This is a genomic window from Streptomyces sp. PA03-1a, from assembly GCF_033792805.1.
Classification (GTDB): domain Bacteria; phylum Actinomycetota; class Actinomycetes; order Streptomycetales; family Streptomycetaceae; genus Actinacidiphila.
Map to the genome: position 1 here is coordinate 1 of NZ_JARAVO010000177.1, position 11,486 is coordinate 11,486.

Here is an 11,486-nt window from a genome sequence, read left to right on the forward strand (position 1 = left end):
CCCCCGCCCCCGCCCCGGTCCTCACCTCCGAGCAGGGCGAGGTCGTCGTCGCGGTGGCCCGCACGGACGCCTCGCCCGCCGAGGTCATGCGGACGATCGAAAAAGCCCTGAAGGGCGCGTAGCCGCCCGTTCGCGCCCCCGGCGTCCTCCCGCGCCTCCGGCATCCCACCAGCGCCCCCAGGCCCTCGCGCCGGGGGCGCTTTCGCGTGTTGCTCAAACGTGAAGCCGTGGTGCCATCTGAGAAAAATTGTTGGCACGCAGTGTCTTGCAGGGTGGCACGCGGTGCCATAACGTGAGAACTGTCCGGGCGGGCGGCGTGCTGGGATCCGTCGCACGCCGTCTGTCCCCAAAGGCCCGGACGCCTGCGTCACAGGCATTCACCGCGCCACCAAGCGCCCCCGCTCCATCCGTGCGACCGCCACGGACAGCAGCACCACCGCCGAACCGACGGCACCACCCACCGCAACCCCCGACGTTCCCTCAAGCGTCCCTACGTCGCGCTTCGCCGGAGGCATCACCGTGAAGGACATCCTCGACGCAATCATGGCGTCCGAAAGCACGGCCGCGGACTTCGCCGCGCTGCCGCTTCCCGAGTCGTACCGCGCCATCACCGTCCACAAGGACGAGGCCGGCATGTTCGAGGGCGTGGACAGCCGCGCGAAGGACCCGCGCAAGTCGCTGCACCTGGACGAGGTGCCCGTGCCCGAGCTCGGCCCGGGCGAGGCCCTGGTGGCCGTCATGGCCAGCTCGGTCAACTACAACTCGGTGTGGACGTCGATCTTCGAGCCGGTGTCGACGTTCGGTTTCCTCGAGCGGTACGGCAGGCTCTCCCCGCTCACCAAGCGCCACGACCTGCCCTACCACGTCATCGGCTCCGACCTGGCGGGCGTCGTGCTGCGCACCGGCCCCGGCGTGAACCTCTGGAAGCCGGGCGACGAGGTCGTCGCGCACTGCCTGTCCGTCGAACTGGAGTCCGCGGACGGCCACAACGACACGATGCTCGACCCCGAGCAGCGCATCTGGGGCTTCGAGACCAACTTCGGCGGCCTCGCGGAGATCGCGCTGGTCAAGTCCAACCAGCTGATGCCCAAGCCCAGGCACCTCAGCTGGGAGGAGGCCGCGGCCCCTGGCCTGGTGAACTCCACCGCCTACCGCCAGCTGGTCTCCCGCAACGGCGCCGGCATGAAGCAGGGCGACAACGTCCTGATCTGGGGCGCCAGCGGCGGCCTGGGCAGCTACGCCACCCAGTTCGCGCTGGCCGGCGGCGCCAACCCGATCTGCGTGGTCTCCTCGCCGCAGAAGGCGGAGATCTGCCGCCGCATGGGCGCCGAGGCCATCATCGACCGCACCGCCGAGGACTACCGGTTCTGGAAGGACGAGCACACCCAGGACCCGAAGGAGTGGAAGCGCCTCGGCAAGCGCATCCGCGAGCTGACCGACGGCGAGGACGTCGACATCGTCTTCGAGCACCCGGGCCGCGAGACCTTCGGCGCCTCGGTCTACGTCACCCGCAAGGGCGGCACGATCGTCACCTGCGCGTCGACCTCGGGCTACAACCACGAGTACGACAACCGCTACCTGTGGATGTCGCTCAAGCGCATCGTCGGCTCCCATTTCGCGAACTACCGCGAGGCGTGGGAGGCCAACCGCCTCGTCGCCAAGGGCAAGATCCACCCCACGCTGTCGAAGACGTACCGCCTGGAGGAGACCGGCCAGGCAGCGCACGACGTGCACCGCAACGTGCACCAGGGCAAGGTCGGCGTGCTCGCGCTCGCCCCAGAGGAGGGCCTCGGCGTCCGCGACGCGGAGCTGCGCGCCGAGCACCTCGACGCCATCAACCGCTTCCGGAACGTCTGAGAACGGGAACGAGCATGAGCGAGCGTCAGAAGGATCGTCCGTGGCTGATGCGGACGTACGCGGGGCACTCCACCGCCGAGGCGTCCAACGCCCTGTACCGGCGCAACCTCGCCAAGGGCCAGACCGGGCTGTCGGTCGCGTTCGACCTCCCGACGCAGACCGGGTACGACCCCGACCACATCCTGGCCCGCGGCGAGGTGGGCCGGGTCGGGGTCCCGGTCGCCCACCTCGGCGACATGCGCCGGCTCTTCCAGGACATCCCCCTGGAGGAGATGAACACCTCGATGACCATCAACGCCAGCGCCATGTGGCTGCTCGCGCTCTACCAGGTGGTCGCCGAGGAGCAGGGCGCCGACGTCACCAGGCTCCAGGGGACGACGCAGAACGACATCGTCAAGGAGTACCTGTCGCGCGGGACGTACGTCTTCCCGCCCGGCCCGTCGCTCCGGCTGACGACGGACATGATCGCGTACACGGTCAACCACATCCCCAAGTGGAACCCCATCAACATCTGCAGCTACCACCTGCAGGAGGCCGGGGCCACGCCGGTGCAGGAGATCGCGTACTCCATGTCCACCGCGATCGCCGTCCTCGACGCGGTCCGCGACTCCGGCCAGGTGCCGCAGGAGCGGATGGGCGACGTCGTCGCGCGCATCTCCTTCTTCGTGAACGCGGGCGTGCGCTTCGTCGAGGAGATGTGCAAGATGCGGGCCTTCACCCGCATCTGGGACGAGATCACCCGCGAGCGCTACGGCATCGAGGACGCCAAGCAGCGCCGCTTCCGGTATGGGGTCCAGGTCAACTCGCTCGGCCTGACCGAGGCCCAGCCGGAGAACAACGTCCAGCGCATCGTGCTGGAGATGCTGGCGGTGACGCTCTCCAAGGACGCCCGGGCCCGCGCCGTGCAGCTGCCGGCCTGGAACGAGGCGCTCGGCCTGCCGCGCCCCTGGGACCAGCAGTGGTCCCTGCGCATCCAGCAGGTGCTGGCCCACGAGAGCGACCTGCTGGAGTACGGCGACATCTTCGACGGCAGCCACGTCGTCGAGGCGAAGGTCGCCGAGCTCGTCGACCGGTCCCTGGCCGAGATCGAGCACATCCAGGAGATGGGCGGCGCCATGGCCGCCGTGGAGTCCGGCTACCTGAAGTCGCAGCTGGTCTCCTCGCACGCCGAGCGCCGGGCGCGGATCGAGTCCGGCCAGGAGAAGATCATCGGCGTCAACTGCTACGAGGGCACCGAGCCCAGCCCCCTCACCTCCGACCTGGACGGCGCCATCATGACCGTCGACCCGGAGAACGAGGCACGGGTCGTCGCCGCCCTCCACGACTGGCGCGACAACCGGGACGAAGTACGGGCGCAGCGGTCGCTGGAGGCCCTCAAGGCCGCGGCCGCCGGGACGGGCAACCTGATGGAGGCCACCCTGGAGTGCGCCCGGGCGGGTGTCACCACCGGCGAGTGGTCCTGGGCGCTGCGCGACGTCTTCGGCGAGTTCCGCGCGCCGACGGGCGTGAGCAGCGCCCCCGTGGCGGTCACCGCCGAGCCGGGCACGCCGCTGGCCGCGGTACGCCGCAAGGTGGCGCTGACCGCCGAGGAGCTGGGCACCGGCAAGCTGCGGCTGCTGGTGGGCAAGCCGGGCCTGGACGGTCACTCCAACGGCGCCGAGCAGATAGCCGTACGGGCACGGGACGCCGGCTTCGAGGTGGTCTACCAGGGCATCCGGCTGACGCCCGAGCAGATCGTGTCGGCGGCGGTCGCCGAGGACGTCCACTGCGTGGGCCTGTCGATCCTCTCCGGCTCGCACGCCGAGCTGGTCCCGGACGTGCTGGACCGGCTCCGCAGGGCCGGGGTCGACGACGTGCCGGTCATCGCCGGCGGCATCATCCCGCCGGCGGACGCGGCCAAGCTGGTCGAGTCCGGCGTCGCGGCCGTGTTCACGCCGAAGGACTTCGGGATCACCGAGATCATCGGCAGGATCGTGGACGAGATCCGCAGGGCCAACAAGCTGGAGCCGCTGGAGGTCGCCGCGTGACCCCGGCAGCGAACACCCGTACGAACACGTTCGACACCCCGGAGGCGTAGGAGAGATGCAGTTCGGCCGTACGTATGAAGAGTTCGAGGTCGGTGCCGTCTACAAGCACTGGCCCGGGAAGACGGTCACCGAGTACGACGACCACCTCTTCTGCCTCCTGACCATGAACCACCACCCGCTCCACATGGACGCGAACTACGCGGAGAGGACCACCGACTTCGGGAAGAACGTGGTCGTGGGGAACTACGTCTACTCGCTGCTGCTCGGCATGTCGGTGCCGGACGTGTCCGGCAAGGCGATCGCCAACCTGGAGGTCGAGTCGCTCAAGCACGTGGCGCCGACCTTCCACGGCGACACCATCTACGGCGAGACGACGGTGCTGGACAAGTGGCCGTCGAAGTCGAAGGACGACCGCGGGATCGTCCACGTGGAGACCAAGGGCTACAAGCAGGACGGCACCCTGGTGTGCGTCTTCCGCCGCAAGGTGATGGTCCCCACCGCCACGTACATCAAGGAGCGCGGCGGCGAGCAGCCCGGCCGCCCCGAGCTGAACGCCTAGGAGACAGCAGACATGAGCCGCCTCGCGCAGACCGACGGGCTGACCGACGTCCAGCAGGAGATCCTCTCCACCGTCCGCAGCTTCGTCGACAAGGAGATCATCCCGGTCGCCAACGAGCTGGAGCACAAGGACGAGTACCCCACCGACATCGTTGAGGGCCTCAAGGAACTCGGCATCTTCGGCCTGATGATCCCCGAGGAGTACGGCGGCCTCGGCGAGTCCCTGCTCACCTACGCCCTGACGGTCGAGGAGATCGCCCGCGGCTGGATGAGCGTGTCGGGCATCATCAACACGCACTTCATCGTCGCCTACATGCTCAAGCAGCACGGCACCCAGGAGCAGAAGGACCATTTCCTGCCCCGCATGGCCGCCGGCGACGTGCGCGGCGCCTTCTCGATGTCCGAGCCGGGCCTCGGCTCGGACGTCTCGGCGATCCGCACCAAGGCGGTCCGGGACGGTGACGACTACGTCATCAACGGCCAGAAGATGTGGCTGACCAACGGCGGCACCTCCAACCTCGTCGCGGTGCTGTGCCGGACCGACGAGGGCCAGCCGGAGGACGCGGCCCCGCACAAGTCGATGACGACCTTCCTCATCGAGAAGGAGCCGGGCTTCGGGCCGAACCCGACGGTGAAGGGCCTCACCGTGCCCGGCAAGATCGAGAAGATGGGGTACAAGGGCGTCGACACGACCGAACTCATCCTCGAGGATGTGAAGATTCCGTCAAATCGCGTCCTGGGCGGTCAGAGCGGCCGCGGTTTTTACCAAATGATGGACGGGGTTGAGGTCGGCCGGGTCAACGTGGCCGCCCGCGGCTGCGGCGTCGCACAGCGCGCCTTCGAACTGGGGATCGCGTACGCCCAGCAGCGGCAGACCTTCGGCAAGCCGATCGCGCAGCACCAGGCGATCCAGTTCAAGCTCTCCGAGATGGCCACCAAGGTCGAGGCGGCCCACGCGCTGATGGTGAACGCGGCCCGCAAGAAGGACTCCGGCCAGCGCAACGACCTCGAGGCCGGCATGGCGAAGTACCTGGCCGCGGAGTACTGCAAGGAGGTCGTGGAGGACGCCTTCCGCATTCACGGCGGCTACGGCTTCTCCAAGGAGTACGAGATCGAGCGCCTCTACCGCGAGGCCCCGATGCTGCTCATCGGTGAGGGCACCGCCGAGATCCAGAAAATGATCATCGGGCGTCGGCTGCTCGAGGAGTACCGAATCCAGGGGTGAATGTCTGGGTTGTGACACTTTGTGCGAGCCAAAGGTCACACCCAGTCATCAAATACCGGCCACTGACTCGACTGCTGGCTTGCCCAGTTGCCGGTCACTCCCGATACCATTCACGGAAAGCCGCCGTCCCCTGCACCATCATTGCGGCACCCTCCGCTACGAAGGTCTTCCATGCCCCACAGCCATTCCTCTGCACAACGCGACAGCCGGGCCGGCGTACGCCTCGCGCGCGGAGCGTCGCCGTGGCTCCTCCCGACCGTGGCCACCGCCGCGATCAGCCTCGTCCGCGCCCGCCGCTCCGGGCGCTGGGCGGCCGTGGCCGTCCCCACCACCGCCCTCGCGGCGGGCATGCTGTGGTTCTTCCGCGACCCCGAGCGTGAGATCACCCAGGGCCGCGTCATCTCGCCGGCCGACGGTGTGGTGCAGAGCATCATGCCGTGGAAGGACGGGCGCACCCGCGTCGCGATCTTCATGAGCCCGCTGAACGTCCACGTGAACCGCGCGCCGCTCGCCGGCACCGTCACGTCCGTCGAGCACATCCCCGGCGGTTTCGTTCCGGCGTTCAACAAGGAGAGCGAGAACAACGAGCGGGTCGTCTGGCACTTCGACACCGAGCTCGGCGACATCGAGATGGTGCAGATCGCCGGAGCCGTGGCGCGCCGCATCGTCCCTTACGTGCCGCAGGGCACCAAGGTGGAGCAGGGCGAGCGCATCGGCCTGATCCGCTTCGGCTCCCGTGTGGACATCTACCTGCCGGAGGGCGTCGAGCCCGACGTCGAGGTCGGCCAGACCACCGTGGCTGGGGTGACGCGCCTTGACCGTGATTGATCCCGACACCCAGGCACCGTGGGTCGCCGCGGTGGACGAGGACGACGACGATGACATGCCGCTGTCGACGCGGCTGTCGATAGCGGACGGCCTCACCCTCGGCAACGCGATCTGCGGATTCATGGCGGTGTACTTCACCACCACCGGGGTGCTCGTCCCGCACCTGATGGGCAACACCGACGGCGGCATGACACGGCACAGCGCCGCCACCGCCGTGCTGCTGATGCTCATGGCCTCGGTCTTCGACCTCTTCGACGGCCTCGTGGCGCGCAAGCTGCGCAGCTCGGCGATGGGCGCGGAGCTGGACAACCTGTCCGACCTGATCAGCTTCGGCCTGGCCCCCGCCTACTTCGTGGTCGTCTGGGGCCTGATCTCGGACGACGCCTACGGCAAGCTGTCGGCGGTGGCGGCGGTCGTGGTGCTGCTCGCGGTCGTCCTGCGCCTGGCCCGGTTCTCCTGCACGACGGTGCGGGAGGGGATCTTCCAGGGCATGCCGAGCCCCTTCGGGGCGATGACGGTCATCTCCGTCGTGCTGCTGGAGCTGCCCTTCATCCCGACGGTGCTGGCCATCGTCGGTGTGGCGTGGCTGATGGTCAGCCGGGTCGAGTACCCCAAGCCCCGCGGCCGGCTCGCCACGATCACGCTGGCCTGGATCGTGCTGAGCATGGGCTGCCTGGTCTGCTGGGCGTTCGCCGTCCCCGGCGGTGACGTGCTGCTGCAGACGGGCGCGGCCCTGCAGATCTGCGCGGCGGCGGTGATCCCGCTCTTCGCGACGACCCGCCGGGTCAACACGATCCGCAACAACCGCCGCGAGGCGCGTACGGCGCAGCTTCCGTAGCCGCACGACGTACGACGTACGTGTCAGGGGCCCCGAGCCGGGAAGGCTCGGGGCCCCTGGCGTTCCCAGGTCAGGCCGGCAGGTCGCGCGCGATGTCCTCGGCGAGGCGCTCCAGCAGCGGCCCGGCCTCGGCCATGCAGCGCGCCGGGTCCGGCTCGAGGTCGGTCAGGGCGTACGCCCGCCGGATGCCGGCCGCGCCCAGGGCGGCGCCGGACAGCGCGAGGCGGCCGCAGACGGCGACCACGTCCACGTCCCGGGCACGGGCGGCGGCCGCGACACCGGCCGGGGCCTTGCCGTGCAGGGTCTGTTCGTCCAGCGAGCCCTCGCCCGTGATCACCAGGTCGGCCCGCTCCAGAGCCGCCGCGAAACCGAGCATGTCCAGGAGCACCTGGACGCCGGGCCGGAAGGAGGCGCGCAGGCCCACCAGCGCCCCGAACCCGACCCCGCCGGCCGCACCCGCCCCCGGGGCCTCGGCGGCCGCACCGGCCTCCAGCACCTCCGCGTAGTGGGCGAGCGCCGCGTCCAGCGTGGCGACGTCCTCCTGCGTGGCACCCTTCTGGGGGCCGTAGACGGCGGCGGCGCCCTTCGGGCCGAGCAGCGGGTTGTCGACGTCGCTGGCGAGGACGACCTCGGTCGCAGCGAGCCGCGGGTCGAGGCCGGACAGGTCCGCCGAGGCCAGCCCGGCGAGCGCCGCGCCGCCCGGGCCCACCGGCTCGCCCCGGCCGTCCAGCAGGCGGGCGCCGAGCGCGACGAGCATGCCCGCGCCCCCGTCGTTGGTCGCGCTGCCGCCGACGCCGAGCACGACGGACCGCGCGCCCGCGTCGAGCACGGCCAGCAGCAGCTCACCGGTGCCGCGGGTGGTCGCCGTCAGCGGCGCGAAGACGCCGGGCGGCAGGTGCCGCAGCCCCGAGGCCTCGGCCATCTCCACGACGGCGGTGCCGTCGCGCAGTGCGTACGCGGCGGTGACCGGCTCCCCCAGCGGCCCGGTGACCTCCACCAGGCGCCGCTCGAATCCGGCGGCGACGGCGGCGTCCACCGTTCCGTCCCCGCCGTCGGCCACCGGCACGGACTCGACGACGAGGTCGGGGGCGGCGTTCCGCAGCCCCGCCCCGAGCCGCTCCGCCACCTCGACGGCGGTGAGCGAGCCCTTGAACTTGTCCGCGGCGATGAGCACCCGCGCGGGCCGTGCGTCCGTCACATTGATCTCCCTTACGGCAGGTCGCGCCGCTTGGACCCTATCCCGGGGTGTCCGGGCGGTACACCGGAGGCATGGCCCTCTCTCTCCACGACCGCATCCTGGGCGGCTGGCTCGGCCGGATCGCCGGCAACATGCTCGGCAAGCCCGTCGAGCGCGGCGACCACTGGACCCGGGAGCGCATCGACCGCTACCTACGCCGGGCCGGGGCGCTGCCGCTGACCGACTACATCCCGGCGCTGGACCCGCCTGCGGATCCGGCGGAGTTCGAGCTGCGCCCGGAGTGGCCGCAGTGCACCCGCGGCAACATCCACGGCAGCGCGCGGGACGACGACGTCGACTACGCGATCCTCGGGCTCGACCTGCTGGAGACGTACGGCCCGGACTTCACCACCGAGCAGGTCGGCGAGCTGTGGCTGCTGCGCCTTCCCTACCTGCAGACCTTCACCGCCGAGCGCGCGGCGTACCGCAACCTCGCGGGCGGGATGAAGCCGCCGCTGACGGCCACGGCCGACAACCCGTACCAGGAGTGGATCGGGGCGCTGATCCGCGCCGACGTCCACGGCTGGACCTCCCCCGGCGACCCTCGGCGGGCCGCGTCGCTCGCCCGCCGGGACGCGGTGCTGTCGCACACGGGGAACGGGGTGTACGGCGCGATGTGGGCCGCGGCGCTGATCGCGGCGGCGTTCACCGCGCCCGACGCCCGGGCCGCGCTGGAGTCGGCGCTGCAGCACGTCCCGCCGGGCTGCCGGCTGGCCCGCACGGTGCGCCGGACGATGGCGCTGCACGCGGCGGGGCTGGACTGGGCCGGCACGATGGCGGAGCTGGACGAGGAGACGCGCGGGCTGCACTGGATCCACGCCGTCCCCAACGCCGCGCTCGTCACCGCCGGGCTGCTGTACGGCGCGGGCGACTTCACCGCCACGATCGCGCTGACCGTGCGCGGCGGTCTGGACACCGACTCCGGCGGCGCGACCGCCGGTTCGGTGGCCGGGGTGTTCTGCGGCGCAGCGGCGATCCCGCCGCAGTGGACCGAACCGCTGGAGGACCGGGTGCGCAGCGCGGTGTTCGGCTTCGACGGCGTGGCGATCAGCGAACTCGCCCGTCGCACGGCGCTGCTCGTGCCGTAGGGTCCGCGTGTGCGATACATCGTTGTGGGAGCGGGCGCGGTCGGCGCGACGATCGGCGGCCGGCTGTACGAGAGCGGTCACGAGGTCGTCCTGGTCGCGCGGGGAGCGCACCTGGAGGCGCTGCGCGAGCGTGGGCTGACGCTGCGGACGCCGGACGGGACGCTGTCGCTGCCCGTCCCGGTGGCCGGCGGCCCGGAGGGGCTGACGCTGCGCGAGGACGACGTGCTGGTGCTCGCCGTGAAGACGCAGGACACGGAGGCCGCGCTCGCTGCCTGGGCCCCGGTCGCGGACCACCTGCCGCTGGTCTGCGCCCAGAACGGCGTCGCCAACGAACGCATGGCGCTGCGCCGCTTCCGCGACGTGTACGGCATGTGCGTGTGGCTGCCGTCGACCCACCTGGAGCCCGGCGAGGTGGTCGCCCCCTGCGGTCCGCTCACCGGCATCCTCCACCTGGGCCGCTACCCGCACGGAACGGACGGGCTCGCGCGGGCCGTCTCCGCGGACCTGGAGAAGTCCTCGTTCGCCGCCCCGGTCGTGGCCGACGTGATGCGCTGGAAGTACGCCAAGCTGCTGTCGAACCTCGGCAACGCGGTCGAGGCGCTCTGCGGCGGCTGGGACGACACGGCCGCCGGCCTCGTCAAGCGGGCGCGGGCCGAGGGCGCCCAGGTGCTCGACGCGGCCGGCATCCCGTACGCGGGCGAGGAGGAGCAGGCGGCGGTCCGCGGCGACCGGGTGAGCCTGCGACCGGTCGACGGCTTCGCCCGGGGCGGCGGCTCGTCCTGGCAGAGCCTGACCCGGGGCACCGGGAGCGTCGAGGCGGACTGGCTCAACGGCGAGATCGTGTTGCTGGGACGGCTCCACGGGATACCCGTCCCGGTCAACGAGACGCTGCGACGGCTCGCGAACCGTGCGGCACGCGACCGCCGCGCCCCCGGAAGCCTGGACCCGGCGCAGGTGGCCGCCGCCGTCGAGGTTCGCGAACCCGTAGGTTGGGGCTCGTGACGACCACCGATTTCGACGCCTACATCGACAGCCTGCCGAAGATCCTCGCCGGGGCCAGCACGCTCTTCCGCGACGGCGACGGCCGGATCCTGATCGCCGAGACCACCTACCGCCAGGACGGCAAGTGGGTGCTGCCCGGCGGCACCATCGAGTCGGCCGACGGGGAGACCCCCCGCGAGGCGGCGCGCCGGGAGACCCTGGAGGAGGTCGGTCTGGACGTCGAGCCGGGCGCCCTGCTCGCCGTCGACTGGGTGCAGTGGCCGGGCCGCCCGCCGCTGACCTCCTACCTGTACGACGGCGGCGTGCTCGGCGAGGCCGCGCTCGGCGCGATCGTGCTGCAGGAGGAGGAACTGTCCGCCTGGCGGATGGCGACGCCCGAGGAGGCCGAGGAGTACCTCTCCCCCGGCCTCTACCGCCGTGTCCGCGCCGCCCTGGCCGCACAGGCGGACGGCGCCTGCCCCGTCGAACTGGTCAACGGCCGCCCCCCGGTGGTCGGTCAGCGGCCCACCGCGTAACCCCGCATGCCGCGGGGGTTGGCCGCGGAGGACAGGACGCCGGTCTCCGGGTCGCGGGCCACGGGGCTGTCCGCCCGGCGCATGGCAACGCCCCCGGAGACCGAGGAGCAGTCCCGCCACCGGCCTCCACCACAGGTCCGCGCCGCCCTGCCGGCCGTGCCGGCGGCCGGCGCCTGCCCGGGCGGCGGGTCAGCGGCCCACCGCGTAACCCTGCATGCCGCGGGGGTTGGCCGCGGAGGACAGGACGCCGGTCTCCGGGTCGCGGGCCACGGGGCTGTCCGCCCGGCGCATGGCAACGCCCCCGGAGACCG

Annotated in this window: 10 protein-coding genes; 9 read left to right on the forward strand and 1 reads right to left on the reverse strand. The window is 71.5% G+C overall.

What is annotated here, in order from left to right; all coding sequences use genetic code 11:
• Positions 1-519: 519 nt before the first annotated feature.
• The 6 genes from ccrA (at position 520) to pssA (ending at position 7,333) form a co-directional block, all read left to right on the forward strand.
• Positions 520-1,857: a crotonyl-CoA carboxylase/reductase gene (gene ccrA, locus PV341_RS31720; RefSeq protein WP_500321576.1), complete on the forward strand. Its 1,338-nt coding sequence runs from the start codon at positions 520-522 to the stop codon at positions 1,855-1,857.
• A 14-nt stretch (positions 1,858-1,871) separates the two neighbouring features.
• Complete coding sequence (locus PV341_RS31725) at positions 1,872-3,884, forward strand: protein meaA (protein WP_500321577.1); 2,013 nt, start codon at positions 1,872-1,874, stop codon at positions 3,882-3,884.
• Positions 3,885-3,939: 55 nt separating this feature from the next.
• A complete protein-coding gene (locus PV341_RS31730; protein ID WP_396569326.1) occupies positions 3,940-4,443 on the forward strand; it encodes a MaoC family dehydratase in 504 nt (167 codons plus the stop codon).
• Positions 4,444-4,455: 12 nt separating this feature from the next.
• Positions 4,456-5,667 (forward strand): acyl-CoA dehydrogenase family protein, encoded by a 1,212-nt coding sequence (locus tag PV341_RS31735; RefSeq protein ID WP_500321578.1) that lies wholly within the window; start codon positions 4,456-4,458, stop codon positions 5,665-5,667.
• Between the two features lie 171 nt (positions 5,668-5,838).
• Positions 5,839-6,495 (forward strand): phosphatidylserine decarboxylase, encoded by a 657-nt coding sequence (locus PV341_RS31740; RefSeq protein ID WP_499514813.1) that lies wholly within the window; start codon positions 5,839-5,841, stop codon positions 6,493-6,495.
• Positions 6,482-7,333 carry a CDP-diacylglycerol--serine O-phosphatidyltransferase gene (pssA, locus tag PV341_RS31745; RefSeq protein WP_500321579.1) on the forward strand — a complete coding sequence of 284 codons (852 nt, stop codon included), beginning with the start codon at positions 6,482-6,484 and terminating at the stop codon, positions 7,331-7,333. Before PV341_RS31740 ends, pssA begins: the two co-directional genes overlap by 14 nt.
• A 70-nt stretch (positions 7,334-7,403) precedes the next feature.
• On the opposite strand, the gene PV341_RS31750 is transcribed toward pssA, so the two are convergent.
• Positions 7,404-8,507: a glycerate kinase gene (locus PV341_RS31750; RefSeq protein WP_500321987.1), complete on the reverse strand. Its 1,104-nt coding sequence runs from the start codon at positions 8,505-8,507 to the stop codon at positions 7,404-7,406.
• Between the two features lie 95 nt (positions 8,508-8,602).
• On the opposite strand from PV341_RS31750, the gene PV341_RS31755 reads away from it, so the two are divergent.
• Genes PV341_RS31755 through PV341_RS31765 form a run of 3 tightly spaced genes read left to right on the forward strand, consistent with a single transcriptional unit; the run spans position 8,603 to position 11,175 of the window.
• Complete coding sequence (locus PV341_RS31755) at positions 8,603-9,658, forward strand: ADP-ribosylglycohydrolase family protein (RefSeq protein ID WP_500321580.1); 1,056 nt, start codon at positions 8,603-8,605, stop codon at positions 9,656-9,658.
• Between the two features lie 9 nt (positions 9,659-9,667).
• Positions 9,668-10,660, forward strand: coding sequence for a ketopantoate reductase family protein (locus PV341_RS31760; RefSeq protein WP_500359631.1), 993 nt, complete (start codon positions 9,668-9,670; stop codon positions 10,658-10,660).
• Positions 10,657-11,175, forward strand: a complete 519-nt coding sequence (locus PV341_RS31765) for an NUDIX domain-containing protein (RefSeq protein WP_500321582.1) — start codon at positions 10,657-10,659, stop codon at positions 11,173-11,175. The genes PV341_RS31760 and PV341_RS31765 overlap by 4 nt, the downstream gene beginning before the upstream one ends.
• Positions 11,176-11,486 lie beyond the last annotated feature (311 nt).